The sequence below is a fragment of the Rheinheimera gaetbuli genome, from assembly GCF_054781935.1.
This window is the reverse complement of sequence record NZ_BAAGTL010000025.1, coordinates 1-25,928: the sequence shown is the minus strand read 5'-3', so window position 1 is coordinate 25,928 and position 25,928 is coordinate 1. Positions and strand designations below refer to the sequence as shown.

Below are 25,928 nucleotides of genomic sequence, written 5' to 3'. Positions count from 1 at the left end.
CAATATAATAAGGTTAAATTTACCCGGACCCGCCACTTCGTAAATTTATAAAGGCAGGCCAGCCCTACAGCAACAGAGAGGTAGTATATGCAGGTTTCAAGAAGCTTATTCGATGATGTTATGGTGCCAAACTATGCGCCGTCAAAGATTATTCCGCTAAAAGGCGAAGGCTCGCGCGTTTGGGATCAAAATGGCGCGGAGTTTATCGATTTTGCCGGCGGTATTGCGGTTAATTGCTTAGGCCATTGCCATCCTGCGTTAGTCACTGCTTTAAAAGATCAGGCTGATAAACTTTGGCATTTATCTAACGTGATGACCAACGAGCCGGCGTTGCTGTTAGCCAAAGCGCTGGTCGATACTACCTTTGCTGAAAAAGTTTACTTTGCTAACTCCGGTGCTGAAGCCAACGAAGCAGCACTGAAGTTGGCCCGCCGCTTTGCCAAAGATAAATACGGTGAGCAGAAAAACCAGATTGTCGCCTTTAAACAAGGCTTCCATGGCCGTACTTTCTTTACTGTCACCGTTGGTGGTCAGCCGGCCTATTCAGACGGTTTCGGCCCTAAGCCGGAAGCGATAGTTCACGGTGAGTTTAATAACCTGGACAGCGTAAAAGCACTGATTAACGCAAACACCTGTGCGGTAATGGTTGAGCCGGTGCAGGGCGAGGGCGGTGTTATGCCGGCCACTGCTGACTTTATTAAAGGCGTACGTGAGCTGTGCGATGCGCACAATGCGTTGCTGATTTTCGATGAAGTGCAAACCGGCGTTGGCCGCACCGGCGAGCTGTATGCTTATATGGGTTATGGTGTCACGCCGGATATTCTAACCACAGCCAAAGCACTGGGCGGCGGCTTCCCAATTGGCGCTATGTTAACCACCACTGAGATTGCCAAACATTTGGTAGTAGGCACCCACGGCTCGACTTATGGCGGTAACCCGCTGGCTTGTGCGGTTGCGTTAGCCGCAGTTAATACGGTAAATACACCGGCTGTGTTAAATGGTGTTAAAGCTAAAGCGCAGCTGTTTAAAGATGGACTGAACGCCATTAACGAAAAATATCATGTGTTTAGCGAAGTGCGCGGTGCCGGTTTATTAATTGGTGCGGTATTAAACAGCGATTACGCCGGTAAAGCGCGTGACTTTATGTTAGCGGCGGCAGATCAGGGCTTAATGGCACTGGTTGCCGGTACCAGCGTCGTGCGCTTTGCACCGTCACTGGTTATTCCTGATGCCGATGTCATTGAAGGCTTGGCGCGCTTTGAGCGTGCTGTAGCTCAAGTAGTGAAGGGCTAAGCTATGTTAGTGATCCGGCCGATAACGGCAGCGGATTTTGCTGCACTAAAGCACATTGCTATTGAATCCGGTGCGGGTTTTACCTCTTTGCCGGTAAATGATGTGCGTTTAAAGCAAAAAATTGACCATGCTGAGCACAGCTTTGCCGCTAAGGTTGATGGCCCGGGCGATCAGGGTTATTTGTTTGTGCTGGAAGATACCCAAAGCGGTGAAATTGTCGGTACAACCGGCATTGAAGCGGCTGTGGGTTTAAGCACACCGTTGTACCACTTTCAGCAGAATACCGTTATTCATCACAGTGCTGAGCTAAATGTATTTAACCAGCTAAAAACCCTGACGCTGTGTAACGACTACACTGGTGCTTCAGAAATTTGTACGTTGTTTTTGCGTGAAAGCTACCGGCGCAATCATGCCGGCCGGTTTTTATCCAAGGTGCGTTTTTTGTTTATGGCTGAGCATCCACAGCGCTTTAGCGACAGGGTTATTGCCGAGATGCGTGGTGCGGCAGACAGTAATGGCCAGCCACCTTTTTGGCACTGGTTACAGCAACTGTTTTTAACCATTGATTTTCCGACCGCCGATCACCTGATTGGTGTGGGTAAAAAAGCCTTTATTGCTGAGCTGATGCCGCGTCACCCTATCTACGTAGGTTTGCTGCCACAGGCCGCGCAGGATGTCATTGGTCAGGTGCATCAAAACACCAAGCCAGCACTGAAGATGCTGGAAGGCGAAGGTTTTGCCCATCGTGGTTATATCGACTTATTTGACGCCGGCCCGACGGTTGAAGCGCGCTTAAACCAGATTAAATCGGTGGCGGCCAGTCAGAAAGTCAAAGTTAAAATTGCCGATGTGCAAGGTGAGCAAACGTTGGCAGTGGCTAATACCCAACTGCAAGGCTTTCGCGCCAGCTTTGGTAAGAACGCAAAGTTTGATGCAGATCAGCAGCAACTGCTGCTAAGTGCAGAATTTGCCGATACACTGCGCCTGCACGATGGCGATATGGCAAGATTTATAGTGTTGGATAAGGCTTGAGGGCCAAACAAGTATTAACCGGTAAATGTTAAGGCGGATTAAAAATGCATACTGATGTAAAAGTGTTGTTTGCCAACCTGTGGCAAGACTATGTAGCCGTGACTCCTTCTGCCAAACAAGTACACCAGTTACTCGGCAGTTCGCAGCAGGATGATGTGATAAACGATCATATCGCGCTGCGTACCTTTAACCTGGAAAAGGTAGGCCTGGAAAAATTAGCGGCGCATTTTAAAGCGCTGGGCTATGAAGAATGCGGTGAATACCATTTTGAGGCGAAAAAGCTGTACGCCAAGCACTATGAACACCCGGATCGCAGCTTACCCAAGGTATTTATCTCTGAGCTGTTATTGGATAAATGCTCGGCTTATTTGCGCGACACCATCACCGCGCTGGTTGAACAAATTCCGGCTGATGCTGTTACGGCAGATAACTTCCTGTACAGCGGTACACACTGGCAGGTAAGCCAGGCGACCTATGAGCAACTACTTGCTGAAAGCGAATACGCCGCCTGGGTATCTGCCTGGGGTTACCGCGCTAACCACTTCACAGTAAGTGTGAATGATTTACAAAGCTTTGCGACGCTAGAGCAGGTAAACAACGCGCTGAAAGATGCCGGCTTTTTACTTAACACCTCAGGTGGTGAGATTAAAGGCACGCCACAGGTGTATTTGGAGCAATCTTCTACTCTGGCTGATTTACACCCGGTACAGTTCAGCGATACTGTGGCGACTATTCCAAGTTGTTTTTATGAATTTGCCCGTCGTTACCCGATGACGAATGGCATGCTTTACACCGGTTTTGTTGCTGCGTCAGCTGATAAAATTTTTGAAAGCACCAATGCCCGTTAACAGGGCGCGCGAACCGCGTTGTTAACGCGATAACACCTGATCAGGCCAGCCGCTCGCTGGCCTTTTTTATAGCGTGGCAATGTAACTTGCTGCATTGCTACGACAGCGCTATAGTGAGGTGAATTGCTAACAGGAGCGACAGATGATAGGGTCCGCCAGTGCCAGCTGCCTGTTACTGCTGTTGTTGTGCAGCCTAACTGCATTAGCGCAGCAAAGCGCCTGTGTGCTCAGTGTAAGGCTGGAATCAGAGCAGCAAAGCACGGCAGCCGGATTGCACAACAATACCCGCATCTCCAGACAATCTTACGCCTTGCTTAGCGCCCTGCTCGACAAAGCAGGATGCCAGTTAAAAATGCAGGCATTACCTGCAGGTAGAGCAGTTAAAATGCTGGAAGATGGCTCACTGAGTGTTATGGTCGGCATGTCAGAAACGGCGGAGCGGGCTGAGTTCAGTTATTTTGTCGGGCCGCACCATATTGAGCGTATGGTTGTAGTGGGCCGGCGTGAACTGCAAGACAGCGTCAGTGATTTGTTTCAACTGTTGAGCTGGCCCGGGCTGATTTCTGTTACCGACGGTGCTTATTACGGGCCGACATGGCAGCAACTACTGCTTCAACGAAAAACTACGCTGCAAAAACGCTTATTTTATGCCTCAGGAAATCAACAAAAACTGGCGATGTTGGCGTCCGACAGGGTGGTGGCTACGTTAGAAGACGAAGCCATTGCTGATGAGATGTTGCTAAATAGCGGCCTGGCACCGCGCTACATAAAGTTGTTTGTTGTGCATGAGAACCCGGTTTATTTTGCGGTAAGCCGTAAGGCAATATCTAATGAACTATACAAAGAATTGCAGCAACACTGGCAACAGATGCTACAAAGTGGCGAAGTAGACCAGATCCGCCAAAGGCTTTAACCTGCAACATGTTGAACCAAAAGCGCTGTTTATACGTTCATTTTGTTCAGCGAATTTATCAAGGATGTCTTTGGCCGTGAAGTATGTTGCTTGTTTTATCTTATTGCTGCTGTTAAACATCAGTTTTTTAGCAGAGGCCGCCGATGCTGAGCTGAAAAAAATTATCCTGCCACATCCACCCAATGGCGATATGTTGCAGCTAACCGAGCGTAAACAGCTTGTGGTATCAGGTTATAGCCAGTTTGCCCGCTGGCTAAGTGCGGTTGATTTAACCGATTACAGCAGCCGGATGTTGCCATTACCGGATGATGCCCAGTTTTTCAGTTCGGCGACATTGGCGGGCGAGCCAGGTAGCCAGCTGGTGTTTCTTGGCTTGGGCGGCGTTAGCCGGTTAAGTGAAGATGGCAGTTACGCGCAGCGCATAGTAGCTGCTGATTCACTCTACCGGGTACTGGACCAAAATCGTTTGCGCAGTGCTAATTTTGTCGTTGAGTTGGGCTCTGGTTTAAGTGACTTTTTAATTGCCGATTTTCAACACACGCATTTATACCGCCAGCAAACTGACGGCAGCTTCATGCACTATGCGCTGCAAATCCCGGCGCTGGTACAAAGCTGGCGCAACAGTCCCGATTATACCCCGCGCAAACACTCTATTGTTGATGTAAATATGGATGGCAGGCCAGACTTGTTGTTCATTTGGCAAGGTAAGTTTCAGGCATTTTTACAGCAGTCTGATGGTAGCTTCAGCACTGAGCCTGCAATAATGCCGTGGCCGGTGCTGTTGTCCAGTGAGCAGGAATCCGACCAACGCAACGATGCCGGGCGCAGCTACAGCGGGCAGAATATTGATACCTTGCGCGAGCTTACAGACCTTGATGGCGATGGGGTTGCGGATCTGGTGATAAACCGTGAGCAGTTGGCCGATGCGCTGGAGCGCAATAACAGCTTTCGTGTCCATTTTGGCCGTATTGGTGATCAGGGCCTGAGTTTTAATGCTGAGCCGGATACCTTAATTACCACTGATACCTCGCCGATAGATGTAGTAATAGACGACTTTAACAACGATGGCCGTAAAGACTTTTATATCCCCAGCACGCATTTTGGGGTAGGGACCATAATCCGCGTGTTGCTGCGCGGTAGTGCTAATCTGGACATTGACTTCTATTTATTAAACGGGCAACGCCAGTATCCGGCAAAAGCCGATTTTCGCCAGCAAGCCACTATTGACGTTAGCATAGGAAACCTACGCTATGATATGCCACTGTTTCAACTGGCGGATATTAACGGCGATGGCTTTAAAGCGTTATTAATAGGCGAAGGGCAAAACCAGCTTAAAGTATATCAGCATGATGACAAACGTTTATTCAGCCGGCGCAGTGAAAGGCTGAAACTGGATTTACCGCGCGATGCGCGTAAGGTAAAAGTGATGGATTTAACCGGCAACGGCAAAGATGACCTGGTGTTGCCGTTTGATAGCCAGGAAGCTGAAAGCTTGCGCAATCAGCTGCATGTTCTCATTAGTCGCTAGTATTACTGTGCATTAAGCGTTGTTCAAATTGCTCAAGCTGGCTTAAGTCTATACCTGTAATGTGCTCTATTGGCAGGCTAAAGGCTAAACCACGTGAGTCGCCATCTTTAACCAGCAGGGTATGCATAGCTGCTAAAACAGGTTCAGCCAGACTTTTTGCTACTACCATCAACAGCACGGATTGACTGCCCTCAAAAGTCATACCAAAGAAGGTTTTTTTTGCTTTAGCGCCAATGCCGCGGCCATTAAATAAGGTAATACCTGCGGCGCCGGCGTGTTGTGCTGCTTCGATAGCTTGTTGTTCCAGTTCTTCCGGAGCAATAGCAACAACAATGGAAAATTTCATTCAGTGACACTCCTGCGAGGATTAATAAACTCTACCGCGATGGCGTACAACATAACAGTGATAATAGGAAAAATAGAAGCAAAGGCGATCAGGCCAAAGCCGTCGATCAATACATTGCGCCCTTCAATTGACGTGGCCAGGCCAATACCCAAGGCAGTAACCAGCGGCACTGTTACTTCAGAGGTTGTAACACCGCCCAGGTCGAATGCCAGCGCGGTGATATAGCGCGGCGCAAAAGCCGTCAGCAGTACTACTACGGCATAGCCGGCCATAATGTAATAGTGGATAGAGTCGCCGCTGATAATGCGGTACACACCTACGGTAATGCCGATGGCCACCCCCAGCGCTACAATCAGCCGGATCACCGAGCCTTTAAGTTTACCCGGCGAGGCTTGCTCGGCTTGTTCGCCAATAGCAATCAGTGCTGGCTCTGCCATGGTAGTGGCAAAACCAATTAAAAAGGCGAACAGTAAAATAAGTGCATTGTAGTTTTTGGCAATCAGTTGCTCTGCCATCAGGCTGCCAACCGGAAACAGGCCCAGCTTTAACCCCAGTACAAACGCATAAAGCCCCAGCAGCACCATACTAAAACCCAATACCACTTTTACCGGGTTAGCTAACGGCCGGCGCAAGATCAGGTATTGAAATACCAGTACCACCAAAATCATCGGCAGAATATCTTTAACCATAGTGGTTAAATCGATAACAGCTTTGAGCAACCAGAACATGGGGGCGGCAGAGCTGGCGTCGCTGACAACAGCGGCAGCGTCACTGACGTTATATACCCAAATGCCATACAACTGTACGCTGATCATCGGTACCATTACCGCCAGCGCAACCAAACCAAAACCATCCATCAGCGGGTTGCGGCCTTTAATCGAACTGGCCAGCCCCAGCCCCAGTGCAGCAATCAGCGGCACGGTAACAATATTGGTCGTCACGCCGCCGGAGTCATAGGCCAGGCCGACAATCTCAGCCGGCGCAAAAAAAGTGACTGTCAGCACTATGATGTAGCCGCCAATCATCAGCCAATGGATAGGCCAGCCTAAAATAATGCGCAGTATGCCAAGCGCCATCACGGCGCCTACCGAGCAGGCCACAATTAAGCGTAGTGTTAAACCATCTACCCGGCCTTCACTGATTAGCTGCGCTTGTTGCGCCACAGCAATTAATGCCGGTTCGGCAATAACAGCGGCAAAGCCAATAGCAAAGCCAAATAGCAGCAGTAAGGGCAGGGAGCCTTTACGGGCAAACTGGTTAGCCAGATTTTTACCCACCGGAAAGATACTCAGCTCCAACCCAAGCAAAAACAGTGCTATACCAATGGCAACAATCAGCAGGCCAACAACAATACTGAGTGGCTCAGGTGGCAGGGTTTGGAAAATAGCCAGTTGAAAAAACAACACTACGGCCACTATTGGCAGCAGGTTTTTCAGGGCATGGATAAACTGATGCAGAAATTGCTGCAATAACGGCACTGTTACTCCATTGGCTTAAATCGGTGTTAAATTGCGGTTTAGTATAGACAAAAAAGCTGCAAAGTCTTTGATGTAACGCAATAATCGGAAAAATAACGCGGGCGTGGTTGTAGCCACGGGGCAGGCTTAGCTGCCCCGCAGCAAAGGCTTTATCGCGGTTCAAACTCAAAGGGCGCGCGCTTACGCTCACGCAGGCCAATCTCGTTCAAGCTGTTAGCATCAAATAAACGGCCATTTACCATGGTATGGGTTACCCGGTCGCTAAGCCTGATATCCTGCAGCGGGTTGCCGTCGATGACAATTAAATCAGCCAGTTTACCGGCTTCAAGCGAGCCGAGTTGATGGTCCATAGCAAAGGTTTTCGCCGGGTTAATGGTGGCGGTTTTTAGTGCCTCCAGCGGGCTCATGCCGCCTTGGGCAAACATCCAAATCTCCCAATGAATACCTAAACCCTCACGCTGGCCATGGGCGCCGATATTGGCCACTACACCTAAGTCGCTCAGTTCTTTAGCGGTTTTTACCACGCTAAAGTGGTTATAGTGGTGCTCTGGTGCGGTAGGCCGGCGCATACTGCGCGGCGCTAACATATCCATGGGTACATAGGTCCGCAGTTTCGGGTGTTGCCATACTTCGGTTTTGTCGTACCAGTAGTTTTCGCCCCAAATGCCGCCATAGGCTACGTTTAAGGTCGGCGTGTAAGCCGTACCACTGGCCTGCCACAGCTGCTTAATATCGTCATACACTTTGGCGGCCGGCAGCGCATGTTCAATGGTGGTGTGGCCATCAACTATCATTGTCAGGTTGTGCTGCATTAACGATCCGCCCTCGGGTACTACCATCATACCCAGCTCACGCGCGGCCTGTATTACCTGCTGACGCTGGTTTCGCCGTGGCTGGTTGTAGCTTTTTACGCTAAAGGCGCCGGCTTTTTGTAAGCGTTCGAGGTGGAATTTAGCATCGTCCAGGCTGTCGATATGTGAGGTATAACCGGCCCCTTCGGCACCGTATAAAATGGTGCCGGTAGAGAAAATACGCGGCGCGGCAATGCGGCCGGCCTGTTGCATTTCGCTGGCGGCAAATACTTCACGGGTATCATTTGACGGGTCGTGAATGGCGGTAACACCAAAGGCCAGCAACGCATAGTTTTGCCAGTTTTGCTGTGGTATTAACTGGTTAGTGCCCTGGCTGCCATGGGCGTGGGCATCAAACAGGCCCGGCATAATGGTTTTGCCGCTGATATCAAACACTTTTGCGCTGGTAGGTATAGCAACGTCGCCGCGTTTACCTACCGCTTTAATTTTGTTGTTTTCAACCAGTACCACACCATCCTGGATCACTTCATCGCCATTCATGGTAATTACCTGGCCGCCAACAAAGGCCACACTGCCACGCGGTATGTCAGCGGGGGTGCTAAAGCCGAGGTTTACGCCGTTTTTGGCGGCAAAGTCGGTTTTAGCGCTAAAGTCGAACAGGCCATCAATACCGGCGTGATACAGCTCCGGGCCTAAGCTCCAGTACAGATGGCGGCTGTCACCACTCCAGCTGATATATTCGCCGGCGCGCACTGACAGCTGTTTTACGGGCAGTTGCTTATCGGTACCGCTGATATCAATGGCACTGCCACGCTCGGTAAAGGGCGTAACAAAGACTTTAAAGCGATCGGCAAAGGCCAGATATTTGCCATCCGGCGACAGCTTAAATTCGGTACCAAATTTGGCGGTGTACAGCGTTTGCTGGGTGTGTTTAGTTAAATCTATACGAATAAGGCTTGGTGTTTTGCCATAGTCCATGGCGTATACCGCTTCATTGCCGGCAGCAAACATCGGTGCGCGGCCGTTGCGGCTGATAAGCTCTGGTGTGCCGCCTTTGCTGCTGATTTTGTACAAACCGGTATTTAACGACCATTGCCGGGGTAACAAGCTGCCGGCACCGGCTTTGCGGTACACCACCGTTTTGCCATCCGGGCTGAATACCGGCTCAACATATTTACCCGGCTCGCTGGTTAATTTGCTGATGCGGCCATTGCGTAAGTTTAAAATGTTCACTGCGCCCTGGCTGTTGTCGTTCCAGCTAACGTACACCAGCTCTTTGCCGTCGCGGGAGAATTGCGGGTAATATTCAAAATCTGTGCTTTGTTTGGTTAAGCGGCGAGGTTTAGGGTGAGTGACATCGGTAATATATAAATGCCCCAGTGCGGTAAATACTGCTTGCTTGCCATCAGGTGATACCTGCACAAAGCGTAGCATTTTAGTATCGAGCTGGTCTTTATCCAGATCTTGCTGTACCCGCAGTGCCGTTTGAATTTGCTTATCGGTGGTGACGCTAAACGGTATTGTCGCGACTTTTTTATCGGCTACGCTGAGTTGCTTAATTTCTCCGCGGGCCCAAAACAGCAGGCTTTTGTTATCCGGTGTCCAGGCCAGCGTGGGGTAAACACCGTGAATAGCCCAGGTTTCCTGCATATCGCGGTCTAAACCGTCATACAATTTAATATGCTCACCGCTGGTTAAGTCATATAAAAACAGCGTACTTTGAAAATCGACGCGGCGGATATAAGCAAGGTATTTACCATCCGGTGACGGCGTAGGGCGAATAGCACCACCGGCACCATCCAGCACAACCTCCCATTTTCCGGTTTCGCGCTCGAAGCGTTTTATCTTATAAATGCCGCTTTCTGAGTCTTTGCTGTAGTGAAAGGTTTTGCCTGGAGTGTCATCCTGAGAGAAATAGATATGTTTGCCGTCGGGAGAAAACGCCGGCTCGCCTAAGTCTTTCTGATCATTGGTGCGCTCAGTCAGCATAATGCCGCTGCCACCAGTTTTATGGTACTGCCAAATTTCACCGGCACCTAAGGAGCGGCTGGCAGTAAAGTGCTTACGCGCCACAATAAACTCGCCATCCGGGCTCCAGGCCGGGCTGTTTAATAAGCGGAAGGTTTCTTTGGTTATGGCGCGTTGCTCGCTGCCGTCGCTGTTCATGATCCAAATATTGTCGCCGCCACCTTCATCACTGGTATAGGCAATGTATTTACCGTCCGGGCTAAACGCGGGCTGCATTTGCCAGCCGATATCCGGCGTTAAACGCTTCGCTTCGCCGCCACTTACCGGCATGGTATAAATATCACCGAGTAAATCAAAGGCAAGGGTTTTGCCGTCCGGGCTTATGGCGACATTCATCCAACTGCCTTGTGTTACATTAATATTTACCGTCTCAAATTGGCCTTGTGGTGCATTGACGTCCCAGGCGAGGTCTTTGTCAGTTTCAGCCTGCAGAAAAAAACTGCTGAGCGCCAGCGCCAGCAGAGTTGGGGTAGGAGTTTTCATATACAGATCCTGTGGTTTGGTTTGGCTATTTTTATTGTCGTTGGTATGCTCAAGCAGCAGAGTGACATAAACTGGCGCCTGAGTTAAGTTTTTCGCTATCATCTTGCGCCAGAACTCAGGCAAAAGCCGATAAAACAGGAGAAAAGAGTGGTTGAATCACCTTGTGTGGCGTGTTGCCGGTTAAATGCCGATAAGCTGTGTGTCGGTTGTTATCGTCATATAACTGAAATAGTTGACTGGAGTCGGCGTACAGATGAGCAAAATACCGCTATATTACAAAAGGTTGCTAAGCGTAAACAGCAGGCTGAGCTAAATGGTGTAAACGCCGGTGACACCAGCCCGATAACCCAGGCCGAGTGGTTGGCAGCCAAGCTGGCAGCGCGTGCAACCTAAAGACATTTTAGACGAGTGGTTGTACCTCAATAACGGCAGTTTGTTTAGCCTGCACAAAGAAGCTAAAGTACAGGATATTGATGATCCACATTAATAACAGTACGCAAAATACTGAATAAACTCATAACTAACAATTAAATACTAACATTGGGATTTGTGGATGCTTGAAGCAGTTTGGATTGGTTTTGCGTTTTCATTAGGGCTATTGGTGCGTGCTATCGGCTTGCCGCCATTAGTGGGCTATTTGCTGGCTGGTTTTGTTATCTCTGCAACTGCTGCAGACCTTAACTTACCGGCGGAAGGACCATCGATAATTCATCATGTTGCCCATTTGGGGGTATTACTGCTGTTGTTTACTGTTGGCCTGAAGTTAAATGTACGTAGTCTGGCCAAGCCAGAAGTACTGGGCGGTAGTACTTTGCATTTTGCCTTGTCGATTATTCTTACCTTACCTGCGGTACTGTTTATTTTTGACGTTAGTTGGTATCAGGCTTTGATGCTGGCCGTGGCGCTGGCGTTTTCCAGCACAGTGTTGGCGGCTAAAGTACTCGAAGGCAAACGCGAGATCCGTGCCTTTCATGGCCGGGTTGCCATAGGTATTCTGATTGTGCAGGATTTATTGGCTCTACTGGTAATGAGTCTGGCCAATGGCACTACACCATCACCCTGGGCTCTGTTGGTGTTCGGTTTGCCGTTGTTGCGGCCGGTGTTATACAAATTGCTTGATGCCAGTGGCCATGAAGACTTACTGATTTTATTCGGTTTAATGCTGGCCCTGGTCATAGGCGGCAAGGGGTTTGAGCTGGTGGGGCTAAGTTCAGAGTTAGGTGCACTGGTGTTTGGTGCCTTGTTAGCTAAGCATGCCAGGGCCGGCGAGCTGTCTAAATCGTTGTGGAGTATTAAAGAGTTTTTCCTGGTTGGCTTCTTTTTGCAAATTGGTATAGATGGCTTGCCTGATGCCAACGCCTGGCTATTTGCCGGTGTGATGTCGTTATTGCTGCCGGTAAAAGCAATATTATTCTTCCTGTTATTGATCTTGTTTAAACTGCGGGCACGCAGCGCATTTTTAACCAGCATCAGCCTGACAAATTACAGTGAGTTTGGTTTGATTGTCGCAAGCGTAGTCTTACCGGAATGGCTAATTCCGCTGGCGTTAACGGTAGCGATATCTTTTGTTATCTCTGCCCCTCTTAATCGCATGGCGCACCCGCTGTATGAAAAGCTCTGCCACAGATTGCTGAAATTTGAGCGCAATATTCATCACCCTGACGAGCAGCCTGTGTCGCTGGGGGATGCGGACGTATTAATTATGGGTATGGGGCGTACCGGCACGTCGGCATACAATTACCTGCAAACCAGCCGGAAAATTATTGCCATGGACTCCGATCCGGCTAAAGTAGCCGAACATCAGCAAAAGGGCATTAATATTTTTTATGCCGACGCTGAAGATCAGGTGTTTTGGCAAGGCCTGGATTTTGGCAAAGTTGAAGCAGTGATCTTAAGTATGAATGATGTAGAAGCCAAAATGATTGCAGCAAAAAAACTGCGAAGTGCTGGTTTTGGCGGTTTTATCGTATCGCATAGTATGCATGATGATGAGGCTCGTGACATTATTGCCGCCGGTGCCGACCAAACCTATTTAACCATGGCTGAAGCCGGTGTCGGTATTGCCGAGCATGTTAAGCAGCACTGTTTTACATTAAAGGCGTGAATACAAAAACAATAAAGGCGCCACTAGGCGCCTTTATTCTGGAATGTCGTTTATTAGCTTGCGCTACGCTCTTGAATAGCAGCAATAATGGGTGATGAACCGAAGCCGTTGCTGTTAGCCCATTCTACATCACCTGAAGCGGCAACCTGGCTGCCTGGTAACTGGCTGATGATAAAGCCTGCAGCATCTGCAGCGTTGTGTTTTATAGCGTGGCGAACCAGTGGTAAACCGTCACATACAATACCATCGTATACGTTACGCAGACGTAAGCGGTTGTCAGACAAGGTTTTACGCAGGTTGTTTTTGCTGTCAGCAGCTACATAAGAACAAATAGATTGTGCTAACTGCTCGTTGGCAGCAGCAGGAGCGCTGATAAATGAAGTTGCGGCAATAACAGTAGCTAAAGTGATTAATTTGGCTTTCATATTCGAGCTCCAAAATGTGAGTTAATTTACAATCATTAATGCAACAGCAGTTGCAGAACACGAAAGGACATAAGGCATGTCGTTTAACTCTGGCAGAGCAGAATAAACATCGCACTTAGCGACGGCAGCCCAGCTATCGTAGATGCCTTACGGCAACCCTTAGACCTGAAGCTTTGCGTGTACACCCTTTCGGGAGACTTGCCTTTCGAGCGTGCGCATTCTAATTAACGCTGGTTTTTTATGCAAGCTTAATTTGCCTTGGAACAAAAATATTTTTAAATTAACGGCTTAGTCCAGAGAAAGATTGACGCTGAGTAGTGCTGTCACCACATGTCGCCAGCGTTGGTACAGCTTGTCGGCTTCGTCGCTGCTTAGCAAGGGGCTAAGTTGCCAGTCGCTACGCCAAACGGCATGCATGTCATGCACACTGCGATAAATACCCAGCTGCAACGCCACCAGAAATGCTGCGCCCATAGCGGTGGCGTCGGTAGTTTGGCAGCGCTCTACCTGTTGCTGGGTGATATCGGCCAGTGCCTGCAAGAACCAGCGGTTGCTTGTCATGCCACCATCTACCCGCAGTTTTTGTACGTTAATACCATCTTGCTGCACAGCTTGCAGTAAATCCCGGCTTTGATAGGCGACACTGCGTAGCGCAGCGGCAGCTATGTGCGCGCGGCCACTGTCTCGGGTCATGCCAAATAAAGCCGCCTTTACTTCAGGTTGCCAGTAGGGTGCACCTAAGCCGGTAAAAGCAGGTATTAGCAACTCAGTTTGTTGATAATCAACGTGCTGCGCCAGTGCTTCGCTCTGGGCTGCAGTAGCAATAATGCCCAATTGGTCACGCAGCCATTGCACTGTGGCACCGGCCATAAAAATACTGCCCTCCAGTGCATAGGTGCTTTGGCCGTTTAAGCGCCATGCTACGGTACTCAGCAGTTTATGCTGGCTGTGTAATACCGTATCGCCGGTATTTACCATAGTAAAGCAACCGGTACCAAAGGTGCTTTTGCTCATACCTGCTGCAGTACAAGCCTGGCCTAGCAGTGCACTTTGCTGATCGCCGATCATGCCAAGAATGGGGATTGTCGCCCCTAGCAGCTCAGGTGAGCTCATACCAAAATGGGCAGTGTTATTTTCTACTGTTGGCAAAACTGCAGCCGGGACATTAAACAGTGTTAGCAGCTCGTCATCCCAGCATTGGTTATGGATGTTAAACAGTAAGGTACGACTGGCATTGCTGGCATCGGTTGCATGGACTTTGCCCGCAGTTAATTGCCAGAGTAAATAGCTATCAACGGTACCAAAGCACAGCTCGCCGCGCTCAGCTTGCTGCCTGGCTCCGGACACATTATCTAATAGCCAGCAAAGTTTTGTCGCCGAGAAATAGGGGTCGACCAACAAACCGGTTTTTTGCTGCAACAACGCCTCAACACCGGCATCTTTTAGCTGCTGGCAGTGGGCTGCTGTGCGTCTGTCCTGCCAGACAATCGCCGGGTACAACACGTTGCCTGTGTGTCGGTGCCACAACAAACTGGTTTCGCGTTGATTGGTAATACCAATACCGGCAATATCGGCAGCACTTAGCGACGCGCGGTGCAGCGCCTGCCGAATACAGTCCAGTACACTGTGCCAAAGTTGCTTGGGATCCTGCTCGACCCAACCGGGCTCTGGATATGTAAGAGGCACCTCTTGCTGTGCGCTGGCCAGAGGTTGCATTGCAGCGTTATAAATAATCGCGCGGCTGGATGTGGTGCCCTGATCGATGGCCAGAATATATTTTGACATGGCGTAAGCTTTTAACGTTATGCTTAAGTTATTGTTCAGCCTAGCAGCAAACTGCAACGCTGCCTATCACCTGTGAATGGAGTCCTTATGATTGTTACTTTTAGATCCAAAGCCAGCGGCGATTTAATTTACTTTAAAGATGCCGCGTTAAAACTATTACAGTTGATGGGACGTGATGACAAAGTGCCCTCCGCACTTTATGCAGACGACGTTGGTCCTGCACTGATGCAACTGCAACAAGGCTTAGCGGCTATTGCCGATTCAGAGCGGGAAAAAGCCGAGCAAGCCGAGGCAGCTAATGCTAATCAGCACGCTGGCGGCAAAGAGCATGTTAGTTTAACGGTGCGCGCTGTGCCGCTGCTCGAAATGCTGCAAAAAGCGCAGAAGAAACACTGTCCGGTGCAATGGGAATAAAGGGCTAGGTATTAGCCGAGTGCCGAGGCAAGATTAACCTGACTTCTAAGCCAGGCCCTTGATTACGTAGGCTGATACTGCCGCCATGTGCTTCAATAATATCGCGGCATAACGTAAGCCCGATACCGGAACCACCCCTTTTGCTGGTATAAAATGGTACCAGCGCATGTTGCAGTTGCTCTTCGCTCATGCCGCCGCCACCATCTTGCAACGTAATAAATAGCTGCTGTGGGCTTTCATCAAACTGTAGCGTGATAAGCTCAGGGGCAGAGCCGGATTCATGGGCATTTTTCAGCAAGTTCAAAAGTAACTGCTGTAGCTGCGCGCTGTCAGCTTGCCATGGCAGTTGTGGCAGGTCACCGACGAGTTCGAATTCATATAAATCGTGCAACTGATTTATCAGCCGCGGCCAGTTAACCGGGCTAAGGTGCGGTTGCGGCAATTTAGCAAATTGAATATAAGCTTGTACAAACTGGTTCAATGCCATGCTGCGCTCACTTACGCTGCTAAATAACTGTGCCAGTTCAGTTTGTTGTAGCTGCAAAGCGCGTTGCTCACCGGAATAAGCTAATGATGATAGCGGTGCCAACGTATTGTTTAATTCATGGCCAATCACGCGCAGTAATTTTTTCCAGGCGCTGAGCTCTTCGCGTTGAATTTCGCGCGTCATAGGTTTTAACAGATATAAATGATGCTGCTTTTGGTTTAGCTGAAATTGGCTTTGCGCCAAATGCCAGATGCTGTGGTCCGGCAAATGCAATAAGCCTTGCTGTCGGCTGGCTATGGCCTGTGCCAGAGTGGGCAGGGCTGTGGTGCTGTCAGCCAGCTTGCTGCCGTTTAAGGCTTTGCCGGCGTTAAGCAGTTGCCGCGCGGCCGGGTTTGTCATCAATACGGTATCTTGCTCGTCGGTTAGCAACAACGCCGTGGGGCTGCTTTGCAGCACCGTATCAAGTAGCAACTCACGCTGATACAACGTGGCCCGCTCACTGCGCAATTGCGCCGACATGGTGTTTAAACTTTGTGCCAACGGCGCCAGCGCATTGATTTTTAATTGATTCGCGCCAGTATTAAAACTGCCATCCTGCAGGTTTTGCGCATGCAGATTAAGTGCGGTAATTTCTTGTAATAACGGCCGCAGGCATAAATGCTGTAATAGCGCCAATAAGATACCGGCACTGCAGATGGCCGCGCTGACAACGCTATTAGCGCCAACCAGACTAAACTGTGCCGCCAGTGCCACCAGGGTTAGCAGCAGGCACAACAGGTTAAGTCTGCTTTGGCTGTCGGGCCGTTGCCAGCGCCGTTTCAATGCAGAACATAGCTGCTTAAGGGGCATCAATGCCGTAATACTCCATGCGCCGGTACAGCGCCTGCCGGCTGATCCCCAGCTGTTTTGCTGCCCGGGACACTATGCCACCGGCCTGCAATAATGCCTGGCGCAAGTGCTCGCAATCTATATCATCCAGCGCCCGCTTATTGGTGCTGCCAGTTTCGGTTAACCCCAGATCGCTGCTATGTATTTCGTCGCCCTGACTTAACAGCAAGGCCCGTTGACAGACATTTTGTAGCTCGCGCACATTGCCGGGCCAGTTGTGGCTGAGCAGCAGCTGTTCGGCGGTATGGCTTAAGGCTTTTTTACCGGCCAGAAAATACTGTGCCAACGGCAGGATATCGTCAGGTCGTTTGGCCAGAGCCGGCAGGTCCAGTTGCACGACATTGATACGGTAATATAAATCCTGGCGAAATTCGCCACGGTTGATGGCTGAGGCTAAATCACTGTTGGTGGCGCTGATTAATCTGACATCTGTTTTGCGGGTAACACTGGAACCTAAACGTTCAAATTCGCCGGTTTGCAGCACGCGCAACAGCTTGGCCTGGCCGGCCAGCGACAAATTGCCAATTTCATCCAAAAACACACTGCCACCATCGGCTGCTTCAAAGCGGCCAATGCGGGTTTTGTTTGCACCACTGTACGCACCTGCCTCAGCGCCAAACAGCTCGGCCTCCATTAAATCTGCCGGTAGGGCACCCATATTTACTTTAATAAACGGCTTATCTTTGCGTGGAGAGTTGGCATGCAACACATTGGCAATGCCTTCTTTGCCCGCGCCATTGGGGCCGGTGATCAACACGGCTGCCTGCGAAGGCGCCAATTGCAGAGCCATCTGCAGCAATTGCTGCATTTGGCTGCTGGCGAACACCAAACCGCATAACTCTTTACCGGCAAAGGCGGCACTACGGGCTTGCTCAGTGCGTTGCTGCTGTTCGGTTAGCTGTTTAAGTTTGAGGGCATTGGCGACAGTAAGCAGCAAGCGTTGGTCGTCCCACGGCTTGGCGATATAGTCGGTCGCGCCGGCTTTAACCAGCTCAACTACCATTTCCAATTGCGTCCAGGCGGTCATTAGTACTATTGGAATAGCTGGATAACGCTGGCGTAGCTGATAAAACAGGCTTTGGCCCTGAGCGCCCTGCATTTGGCCGGCACTGAAATTCATATCCTGCAATATCAAATCAATATTGTGCTGGCTTAGCAGCTGCCAGGCCTGCTCAGGCGAGTTGGCGCACAACACCTGATAACCCTGCAATGCAAACAGCGTTTGCAGGGCCTGACAGATTGGCTGATTGTCATCAATTACCAATAATTTTAGCATAGTTTATAAGGCTTTAGTGGCAGTGGCCGGTGACACCCGGGTAGCAATGGCAGCAGGATACCATGTGGCTACTGTGACACAAAGTAGCAGTACCGCTATCGTTATCATAGGCAGATACCAATTTAATGACGGTATAGAAATGACCTGTGCCAGCGCCTGATTAAGCCACAAGGCCAGCACCACCCCCAGCATGGCGCCTAAGGCCGTACACAGCCAGTTCTCACTGAGTAACTCGACTAAAATTAAGCTTTTACTGGCACCCAGTGCGCGTTTAATACCAATCTCCTGTTGGCGTTTCAGCGCATGAAAGTGAGTGCTGCTATAACTTGATACCATAGTCACCAATAACATCAGCGCACTTAATATGGTCAGCAACATCGCCAGGCCATATTCGTTTCGGTACAGGCGCTGATGCTGCTCGGCCAGCGAGCGAATATGGAAGATTTCGATATTTGACTCAACGTTCTGTAACACAGTGGCCAGCTGTTGCCTTACGGCGTCGGTTTGCGCTGGTGTAGTGCGCAGTAAAATGCTGTAGCCCCAATCAACACCATAGGGTGGGGCGACCTGTACGCTGTTATACATAATATGGTCGCCACTGCGCTGACCGTAAAAATCGCTGATAACCGCTGCCACCCGGCCGCGGTTAAGCTGTTGGCCCACCGCTGGCGAACCAGCAAACAGTTTGTCTGCCAAACTTTGGGTTATTATCACGTCCGGGGCGCCCGGAGCGTCCAGCGATACCGAGTGAAGCGGTAGTTCACCCTGCAGCACCTGACTGTCCAGTACGTTAAAAAAGTCCGGCGAGACAAAATACATCGGCACGGTAGACACATTGGTACGTTCTTGTTGCTCTACCACATAGACATTGCCGTTATTGCCGCCCTGCATAATGGCAGACTGGTTTGAATAAGCCGCGGCGATAACACCGGGGATGGCTTGTACCGCACTGAGTTGCCGGTTTAGCAACTCTTCCAGCGCCGGATATACCCGCAGCGGTGCTGTCGTGGGTTTTAGCTGTACCAGCAATATATTGTCTAAATCCAGCCCGGTAGGTTGGTTAAGCTGTTGTTGGGTTTGCTGCGCCAGTAACACACTGTTTAACAGCAGGGCCAATGTCATCGCCAATTGCAATAATAATAAACTGGTGACCACTTTACGGCTGAACAATACTTTACAGAGTAAATAAAATGACATAGCCATTATTCCTTAAGCTGCTGATTTAACGAACCAAACGATGCACGAAGCGATGGGTACAGCGTAACCAGATAACTACAGACAAAGGCAATAGCCAATAAACTGAGCAGCAGTGGCAGATCCCAACTGGAAAACAACCGGTTACTGGGTAGCAGCTGATTCATCAGTTTGATGCCGGCATAGCCGGTTAGTAGCGCGCCCACAATAGTGAACAATGCCATAAGCATTACATCAGCCAACATCTGCAGTTGCAGTTGCGCCCGGCTGGCGCCCAGTGCACGGCGCAGGCTAAATTCGTACTGGTTACTTAAATAACGGTTTAACGACAGATGACTGGCATTAAATAAACACACCAGCAAAAACAGTAGTGTAACCAATGCAAAGGCTTTGATATCGCTACTTTCACCGCCAAAGTAGTGCACAATATCACGCATAGCAACTAACTGATTATTCGGCACTGACGGATGGCGGCCGGCGGCTTTTTCATCTTGCACCAGATTGTGCATAAACTGACGATAAGCTTGTTGTTGGGCCGGTGTATCTAATTGCACCCAATACTGTAGTTGATGCAATGCGCCGCTGCGGCCTTGCGTACTTAACTGGCGATAGTCGGTATCATCAAAGGTTTGTGACTGGCTGTTCGACAAATAATTCATGTCGTAACCGGTTTCCAGTGGCAGGTAAATATCGTCAGCGTCACTTAAATGATTACGATGATTGGCGTCGTACAGTCGGGGCAGCATTTGCCAGCTGTCCAGTACGGCACTTACCGTAACATCGCGTTCATCGAGTAATAATGTTTCACCGACCACATCAGTGCGACCGAACAGCTTTTCAGCGCTGGCTTTGGTTAAGATCACCTCAGCGCGCGCACTGTTATCCGGCCAGATACTGCCGTGCAATACCGGCACGTCAAACATGCTGAAAAAATCACGCTGAGTAATACGGATACTCACCGGTAACGGCGCTTGCTCAGCGGTTTGACGCAAATAGCCATCCGCGCTGTACATGGCTGAGGCTTTGCTTGGGATGTCGGTTTGGCTGAGTTTTTCCACATTGCTATAGCTAAGCACACTCGGTGGCTTACAATCGTTACACTCATAGGGTGCCATTAATGCCATCGGAAAAAACAACTTGTCGCTTTTGTGCGGCAGTGGGTCGCTGTTTAGCTGATAGTAAAAGGTGGCATTGGCAAAAAACACCCCCAGCCCCACGCTTAATATAAAAATGGTTAACGCATAAGGCAGCGGGGCGCGCTTAATACCCTTAAAGCTGACTTTCAGATAATAAACAAACTGTTCCATATTGTGCCCCTTAAGCGCTGTGTGCGGCCAATGGTTCATACAGGGTGCTGTCGTGCAGCTGACCGTCGATGATCTGAATATTGCGTCCGGCGCGGCGGGCCTGATCCGGGTCGTGCGTTACCATTAAAATGGTGCAGCCTTGCTGGTTTATTTGCTCTAGCAGCTCCATCACCTGGCGTGCCATTAACGAGTCGAGGTTACCGGTAGGTTCATCAGCCAGCAAAATACGCGGCTGTCCGGCAATGGCGCGGGCAATGGCTACCCGTTGCTGCTGGCCGCCGGATAGCTGCCCTGGCAGATAGTCGCGCCGTGCATGCAGGCCTACCAGTTCCAGCGCTTGCTCGATGCGTTGTTTGCGCGCGCTGGCGTTTAAACCGCGATAGCGCAGTGGCAGCTCGATATTGTCATAAATGCTGAAATCTTTTATCAGGTTAAAGCTTTGAAAAATAAAGCCTATTTTTTCATTGCGCAGTTTGGACAGCGCCGCATCCGACAACCCCTTCACCGATTGGCCATCCAGCAGGTAGTCGCCGCTGTCAAAGCTTTCCAGCGTGCCAAGAATATTCAGTAGGGTAGATTTACCCGAGCCTGATGGGCCGGTTAAAGCGGCGAATTCGCCTTCATTCACTTGCAGGTTAACCTCACGCAGGGCGTGCGTTTCTATCAGTTCGGTGCGAAAAATTTTGCTCAAATTGGTTAGCGTTATCATTATTTATTCCTTGCTGTTAGCCTGTTTAATTCAGATTTACCCGTTGCTGATCTTTAAAGTCACTCAGGTTAGAGATTACCCATTGCTCGCCCTCCGTCGCGCCGCTAAGTATTTCTACCCACTGCACCGACAGCGCACCCAGTTCGATATTTTTACGCAATGCCTGATTATCCTGTACCTGATAGGCCTGGCGGCCACCGCCAGAGCTGACAAAGTCACCGCGGGCAATTTTCAGCACATTGCTTTTGTGCTCCAGGACTACTCGCGCGGTTAAACGCTGACTTTGCCGCAGCTGTGTACTGTCGGCCTCGCTAAAGCGCACCCGGGCTGTAACCTGGTTATTGCGCACTTCAGCCGCTATGGTGCTGATTGCGCCGCTAAGTTGCTGGTTGCCTATGCTTACTTCAACTTGTTGGCCGGCGGCTAAATCGCGGGCATAACTTTCCGGTACCGCCAGCTCTGCTTCGTATTGGCTTAAATCAATTACCGTTAGCAACGCCTGGCCCGGCAATACATGGCTTTGTTGCTCGGTAAGCCAGTTACCCAGCTGGCCGGTAACCGGCGCGGTGATATTGAGCGCGGCCACTTTACGCTGTAGCTCATCTACCACCAGCTGCTGGCGGTGAATGTCCTGCGCGCGTGAGCTGTGCTCAAACGCCAGTTTGTCTTTAGCCAGCTCAACTTTGCGTTTGGCATGGTCAAATTCCAGCTCGGCTTTGGTTAAATTGTCTTTGGCAATATCAAAATCCAGCGCACGTATCACGCCCATTTCAATCGATTGATTAGCCCGTTGCAGCTCACGTCGTGCCGCCAGCAAATTCACCTGAGCATTGTTCATCACTTGTTCGATATCCAGTTGCTGCTCGCGTGCCGCCAACACAGACCGCTCGGCTTCACTTTGCATACCGGCCAGCACCGCTTGCTGTTGCTGTAAATCGTTTTGCAACGCCGGGCTGGTAATGGTGGCGAGTAAATCGCCCAGCGTAACGGCTTCGCCCGGTTGCTTAAATAACTGCACCTGGCCGGTTTCCTGGCTGTACAGGGTAGGGGCGTTGGCGGCGACAATTCGGCCTTGCACCGCGATATCGCGTACCAAGTCGCCGCGCTCTACTGTGGCAAACTGCATTTGATTACGTGGTAATACTAAGCTGGCGCTTTGCCCCACAGATTGAAACAACACTAATGCCAAAGCCAGACCGATGGCGGCGAAGGCGACAGCAGGCAGATAGCGGCGCAGTGCGCTTTTGGCCGGCCGCTGAATAATATTGTCTTGTTGCTCTGTACCTTGAATCATTTGTTGTCCTGCTCTATTGCTTATACCAGCTTTTAGCAGGTTTAGTGCCAACTATTAAATTACTGATTTAAATGTATAAAATTGTTTTTCTTCACCGTTTCGCCGTGTCCGCGTACAGTTAAACTGTCCGCAACGTCGTTGCGGACAACTATTGCCAAAACAATTGCTTAACGTAGAATCAGCTTAGGAGAATTAACAGCGTACCAAACAAGATGGATGTATCAGCAGGGCAGTGTGATAACTGCTATAGCACCTTACAAGGCGATTTTTGCCATCACTGTGGCCAGGAAAAGAAGAGCTATATCCGCAATGTTGGCGGGGTAGTAACGGAGTTTTTTGGTGAATTCAGTAATTGGGACACCCGACTCTGGCGCACTCTTATTCCGCTATGGTTTATGCCCGGTTATTTAAGTCGTCGTTATGTCAACGGCCACCGCGTGCCTTATGTGCCGCCGCTGCGACTGTACCTGTTTACCTCGATTATTGCTTTTCTGATCTTTGCTAAATTTATGCCCGATCCACAGAGCACTGCAAGCCCTACTGAAGCAGTAGCGGCGCAGCCGGCACAAGACGCAGGGCAGGCTAAAGCAATCTTTTCTGACGTAATAACTGACGTCAATCGCGACCTGCAACAAGACCATAGCACTGGCTTTTTTTCCGATAAAACGCAACAAGAGTTTGATGCGAAAGTAGAGGCTATCGTCGCCAACCCTAAGCTGGCGATAAATAAGTTTTTTAGCCTGGCACCGCAAATGATGTTTGTACTACTGCCGCTGTTTGCCTTGCTGCTAAAGCTGCTGTACATCCGCTCAAACCGCTACTACATGGAGCATTTAATTGTGGCATTGCACAGCCACAGCTTTATTTTGCAATTTTCTGTGCTGTATCTGGCCCTGCAAGCGCTGGCGGGCAGCATCAGCTTGCCCTGGCTGCTTACAGTTATTGATTGGTTGGCTACTGCTATCCTGATTTGGATCCCGACTTATTTGCTGTTATGCCAAAAAAGTTACTACCAACAACGCTGGGGTAAAACCGTGCTGAAATTCTGGCTAACCAGCTCGTTATATAATGTGCTGTTTATGTCAGCGGTGATGGGGTTAATTATTTTAAGTATTTTGTGGGCTTAAGTGGGTAGCGCTAAAAGATAAAGCTTAAAGTTTGCGCTGCACCGGACAGCGGCCTGCTATCTTTAATGCCAATATCAACAAGTAACAGGCGGCCGGAAAATGGCGCAATTACTAGATGTCGTTATCGGCAGTTTTCTTGGCAGCAGTGTGGTAACGGCATTACTGGGCGTGCTGTTTTTACGCCGCAATAAAACTATTGAAACGCAGATAGAAGCCCAGTTTAACCAAGGGCTTAAAGTGTTTGAATCCACCCGCAGCTGGAAAGAGCAGGCGCTAGCAGAGCTGTTTGGCCCGCTGCAAATGCAGCTAGAGCGCACCAAGCGCGCGTTTGAACGCTGGGACAATAAAAACCTGCACTTGGAAGCCGAGGTAATTCAAAAAGGCAATATAGCCATCCGCGATTTACTGCTGGCCAAAGGTCATTTAATCCCGGCACAGCTAATGGTGCATGCCATCGCGCTGATAGAACATTACGATGCCTGGATAGAAGCCTATAACCGCATTCGAAACGACACCACGCTAAATGCACGAACCGACTTCGTATTCGTCGGCCCGGCAGGTTACCCATTCCCGGCTAAATCAGAGCAGGCGTTTAAAGACCAGTTTAAAGCGTTACAGCATGAACTGTATGGCGTGTGAAAATAGGTTCAATCTTGCGGGTTTTGTTGTCTGTTGCAAAGAATTGCCACTCCAGAACTTGGTTTAAAAAAACTTAAGTGTAATGTCCGTTAAGTGCCAAAAGCGGACAATCTGTAACGAATAATGTTAGCATCCAGCGAATAGAGATTAGGATATTTTCGGATGTTCGTCGTGATGTCAGATTTATGGCTGAAATGATGTGGGTGGAACTTGAGTAATCGCTTTAAGCCTATTTATATATTGTATTTTTTTTGCGTTAGTTGGTTGGTTGGAATTGCAGTAGCTTTGTTTCGACCAGATCCAATAATCGAAAATGTATTTCAAGAACTGACGCCAGACAGTCATTACACTGTTCTTGAACAGTACCATGTTAAACATGAGTTTGAGCAACGTGGCAACTTAGGTGCGATGTACAGTTGTCTACGCGAATACAAATGGTCGAGTAAGCGAAAGCCTAAATCACCAAACGACGTGGCTATTGGTAAATGGTTGAAACTAAAGTTATTAAATTATGTCCTCCGAATGAAGATAAGCGAGGGCGAAGCTTATATGATTGAATTTACAGAAGTGGATAATAAAGGAAATGAAGTAGAAAGCTCTAATAGTTACTCTGTAAACTGCGACCTATCCCTATTAAATAGTTAATTTGGGTAAATGGTGTTGTAATACTGTCGCATGGCGCGAGAGGTTAACTCTGGACCTCTATTGCACGATGCCAACCATAATTATTTCTCCTTATATACGGGAGAACTGTTATGACACATTCACCTTGGAACAAAGATCGTTTAGTTGGGCAGAAAAGACCACTTCAGATATCTCATATCTGGGGCATTCGAATAAGACTGGAGTTAGAAGGAAAGACTCGAGATCTGGCACTTTTTAACTTAGCGCTTGATAGTAAACTTCGGGGTTGTGACCTAGTAAAACTCAAAGTAGCGGATGTCACTTGCGGGCGCTCGATTCTCAGCAGAGCACATGTAGTACAGCAAAAAACCGGGACGCCGGTGCAATTTGAGATTACGAGCGGTACTAGAGCAGCTGTGGCGGATTGGATAAGAAAGGCCAATTTACGTAGCAGCGATTACCTTTTCAAATCGCGAGTACTTTCATCTCAACATATCTCGACGAGGCAATATAATCGTATATTTCATGGATGGATAAGCAAATTAGCGCTTGACGACTCTCTTTACAGTACCCACTCGATGAGAAGAACCAAGCCATATCTTATCTACAAGAAGACAAAGAACCTCAGAGTAATTCAGCTTCTGCTTGGACATAAGAAGTTGGAAAGTACAGTCCGTTATCTAGGTATTGAAGTTGACGACGCTTTAGAGATTTCTGAGTCAATTGAAGTTTGAGCGATTCAGGGCTGCAATTGCAGTGATTGGAAGGCGTGCGGATTTTGAACCTCAAGTATGGAGAGAGATACAAGCTGACCATCAAGATCTAAATAACTGATCCTAACTCTGATACACCCGCTGTAAACCATGACCACCTCCTGGAAACGGAGCTGCGTTA

Annotated in this window: 23 protein-coding genes and 1 riboswitch; of the genes, 12 read left to right on the top strand and 11 right to left on the bottom strand. The window is 49.3% G+C overall.

Annotated elements, in window-relative coordinates; translation table 11 throughout:
- The first annotated feature begins 87 nt into the window (after positions 1 to 87).
- The 5 genes from ACYVIC_RS15230 to ACYVIC_RS15210 all read left to right on the top strand — a co-directional run bounded on the left by ACYVIC_RS15230 (position 88) and on the right by ACYVIC_RS15210 (position 5,614).
- A complete protein-coding gene (locus ACYVIC_RS15230; protein ID WP_460861339.1) occupies positions 88 to 1,293 on the top strand; it encodes an aspartate aminotransferase family protein in 1,206 nt (401 codons plus the stop codon).
- Between the two features lie 3 nt (positions 1,294 to 1,296).
- Positions 1,297 to 2,325, top strand: a complete 1,029-nt coding sequence (gene astA, locus ACYVIC_RS15225; RefSeq protein ID WP_460861338.1) for an arginine N-succinyltransferase — start codon at positions 1,297 to 1,299, stop codon at positions 2,323 to 2,325.
- Between the two features lie 44 nt (positions 2,326 to 2,369).
- The gene (locus ACYVIC_RS15220) at positions 2,370 to 3,173 is read left to right on the top strand and encodes a 2-oxoadipate dioxygenase/decarboxylase family protein (protein ID WP_460861336.1); all 804 of its coding nucleotides are present in this window, start codon (positions 2,370 to 2,372) and stop codon (positions 3,171 to 3,173) included.
- A 142-nt stretch (positions 3,174 to 3,315) separates the two neighbouring features.
- Positions 3,316 to 4,086 (top strand): substrate-binding periplasmic protein, encoded by a 771-nt coding sequence (locus tag ACYVIC_RS15215; RefSeq protein ID WP_460861334.1) that lies wholly within the window; start codon positions 3,316 to 3,318, stop codon positions 4,084 to 4,086.
- A gap of 76 nt (positions 4,087 to 4,162) precedes the next feature.
- A complete protein-coding gene (locus ACYVIC_RS15210; RefSeq protein ID WP_460861332.1) occupies positions 4,163 to 5,614 on the top strand; it encodes an FG-GAP repeat domain-containing protein in 1,452 nt (483 codons plus the stop codon).
- On the opposite strand, the gene ACYVIC_RS15205 is transcribed toward ACYVIC_RS15210, so the two are convergent.
- From ACYVIC_RS15205 to ACYVIC_RS15195, 3 genes are all read right to left on the bottom strand, one after another.
- Positions 5,604 to 5,960 carry a P-II family nitrogen regulator gene (locus tag ACYVIC_RS15205; protein ID WP_460861330.1) on the bottom strand — a complete coding sequence of 119 codons (357 nt, stop codon included), beginning with the start codon at positions 5,958 to 5,960 and terminating at the stop codon, positions 5,604 to 5,606. The two genes, ACYVIC_RS15210 and ACYVIC_RS15205, sit on opposite strands and share 11 nt — an antisense overlap.
- Positions 5,957 to 7,438, bottom strand: coding sequence for a DUF1538 domain-containing protein (locus ACYVIC_RS15200; RefSeq protein WP_460861328.1), 1,482 nt, complete (start codon positions 7,436 to 7,438; stop codon positions 5,957 to 5,959). Before ACYVIC_RS15200 ends, ACYVIC_RS15205 begins: the two co-directional genes overlap by 4 nt.
- Positions 7,439 to 7,587: 149 nt before the next feature.
- A complete protein-coding gene (locus ACYVIC_RS15195; RefSeq protein WP_460861326.1) occupies positions 7,588 to 10,761 on the bottom strand; it encodes an amidohydrolase family protein in 3,174 nt (1,057 codons plus the stop codon).
- A gap of 147 nt (positions 10,762 to 10,908) precedes the next feature.
- Here ACYVIC_RS15195 and ACYVIC_RS15190 point away from each other — a divergent pair, with 147 nt between their 5' ends.
- Positions 10,909 to 11,154, top strand: a complete 246-nt coding sequence (locus ACYVIC_RS15190; RefSeq protein WP_460861325.1) for a DUF1289 domain-containing protein — start codon at positions 10,909 to 10,911, stop codon at positions 11,152 to 11,154.
- A gap of 160 nt (positions 11,155 to 11,314) precedes the next feature.
- Positions 11,315 to 12,865, top strand: coding sequence for a cation:proton antiporter domain-containing protein (locus ACYVIC_RS15185; protein ID WP_460861323.1), 1,551 nt, complete (start codon positions 11,315 to 11,317; stop codon positions 12,863 to 12,865).
- Positions 12,866 to 12,918: 53 nt separating this feature from the next.
- Here the strand turns inward: ACYVIC_RS15185 and ACYVIC_RS15180 are convergent, their stop codons facing one another.
- Entirely contained in the window at positions 12,919 to 13,290 is a 372-nt protein-coding gene (locus tag ACYVIC_RS15180; protein ID WP_460861322.1) for a DUF3718 domain-containing protein, read from the bottom strand.
- Between the two features lie 120 nt (positions 13,291 to 13,410).
- Positions 13,411 to 13,503, bottom strand: a riboswitch (cyclic di-GMP riboswitch).
- 75 nt (positions 13,504 to 13,578) lie between these two features.
- Complete coding sequence (gene glpK, locus ACYVIC_RS15175; protein ID WP_460861320.1) at positions 13,579 to 15,075, bottom strand: glycerol kinase GlpK; 1,497 nt, start codon at positions 15,073 to 15,075, stop codon at positions 13,579 to 13,581.
- An 87-nt stretch (positions 15,076 to 15,162) separates the two neighbouring features.
- Between glpK and ACYVIC_RS15170 the strand changes: the two genes are divergently transcribed.
- Positions 15,163 to 15,489 carry a DUF1840 domain-containing protein gene (locus tag ACYVIC_RS15170; protein WP_460861318.1) on the top strand — a complete coding sequence of 109 codons (327 nt, stop codon included), beginning with the start codon at positions 15,163 to 15,165 and terminating at the stop codon, positions 15,487 to 15,489.
- Positions 15,490 to 15,493: 4 nt separating this feature from the next.
- Here the strand turns inward: ACYVIC_RS15170 and ACYVIC_RS15165 are convergent, their stop codons facing one another.
- The 6 genes from ACYVIC_RS15165 to ACYVIC_RS15140 are packed head-to-tail and all read right to left on the bottom strand — an operon-like array spanning position 15,494 to position 22,644.
- A complete protein-coding gene (locus tag ACYVIC_RS15165; protein ID WP_460861677.1) occupies positions 15,494 to 16,825 on the bottom strand; it encodes a sensor histidine kinase in 1,332 nt (443 codons plus the stop codon).
- Entirely contained in the window at positions 16,815 to 18,140 is a 1,326-nt protein-coding gene (locus tag ACYVIC_RS15160; protein WP_460861316.1) for a sigma-54-dependent transcriptional regulator, read from the bottom strand. The genes ACYVIC_RS15165 and ACYVIC_RS15160 overlap by 11 nt, the downstream gene beginning before the upstream one ends.
- 3 nt (positions 18,141 to 18,143) lie before the next feature.
- Entirely contained in the window at positions 18,144 to 19,337 is a 1,194-nt protein-coding gene (locus ACYVIC_RS15155) for an FtsX-like permease family protein (RefSeq protein ID WP_460861314.1), read from the bottom strand.
- Between the two features lie 5 nt (positions 19,338 to 19,342).
- The gene (locus ACYVIC_RS15150; protein WP_460861312.1) at positions 19,343 to 20,641 is read right to left on the bottom strand and encodes an ABC transporter permease; all 1,299 of its coding nucleotides are present in this window, start codon (positions 20,639 to 20,641) and stop codon (positions 19,343 to 19,345) included.
- Positions 20,642 to 20,651: 10 nt separating this feature from the next.
- Entirely contained in the window at positions 20,652 to 21,350 is a 699-nt protein-coding gene (locus ACYVIC_RS15145) for an ABC transporter ATP-binding protein (protein ID WP_460861310.1), read from the bottom strand.
- Between the two features lie 25 nt (positions 21,351 to 21,375).
- Positions 21,376 to 22,644 carry an efflux RND transporter periplasmic adaptor subunit gene (locus ACYVIC_RS15140; RefSeq protein WP_460861309.1) on the bottom strand — a complete coding sequence of 423 codons (1,269 nt, stop codon included), beginning with the start codon at positions 22,642 to 22,644 and terminating at the stop codon, positions 21,376 to 21,378.
- Between the two features lie 212 nt (positions 22,645 to 22,856).
- Between ACYVIC_RS15140 and ACYVIC_RS15135 the strand changes: the two genes are divergently transcribed.
- The 4 genes from ACYVIC_RS15135 to ACYVIC_RS15120 all read left to right on the top strand — a co-directional run bounded on the left by ACYVIC_RS15135 (position 22,857) and on the right by ACYVIC_RS15120 (position 25,768).
- Positions 22,857 to 23,771 carry a DUF3667 domain-containing protein gene (locus ACYVIC_RS15135; RefSeq protein WP_460861307.1) on the top strand — a complete coding sequence of 305 codons (915 nt, stop codon included), beginning with the start codon at positions 22,857 to 22,859 and terminating at the stop codon, positions 23,769 to 23,771.
- 99 nt (positions 23,772 to 23,870) lie between these two features.
- The gene (locus ACYVIC_RS15130; protein ID WP_460861306.1) at positions 23,871 to 24,410 is read left to right on the top strand and encodes a hypothetical protein; all 540 of its coding nucleotides are present in this window, start codon (positions 23,871 to 23,873) and stop codon (positions 24,408 to 24,410) included.
- A 210-nt stretch (positions 24,411 to 24,620) separates the two neighbouring features.
- Positions 24,621 to 25,055: a hypothetical protein gene (locus ACYVIC_RS15125; protein WP_460861305.1), complete on the top strand. Its 435-nt coding sequence runs from the start codon at positions 24,621 to 24,623 to the stop codon at positions 25,053 to 25,055.
- A 110-nt stretch (positions 25,056 to 25,165) separates the two neighbouring features.
- Complete coding sequence (locus ACYVIC_RS15120) at positions 25,166 to 25,768, top strand: tyrosine-type recombinase/integrase (RefSeq protein ID WP_460861303.1); 603 nt, start codon at positions 25,166 to 25,168, stop codon at positions 25,766 to 25,768.
- The last annotated feature ends 160 nt before the right edge of the window (positions 25,769 to 25,928 follow it).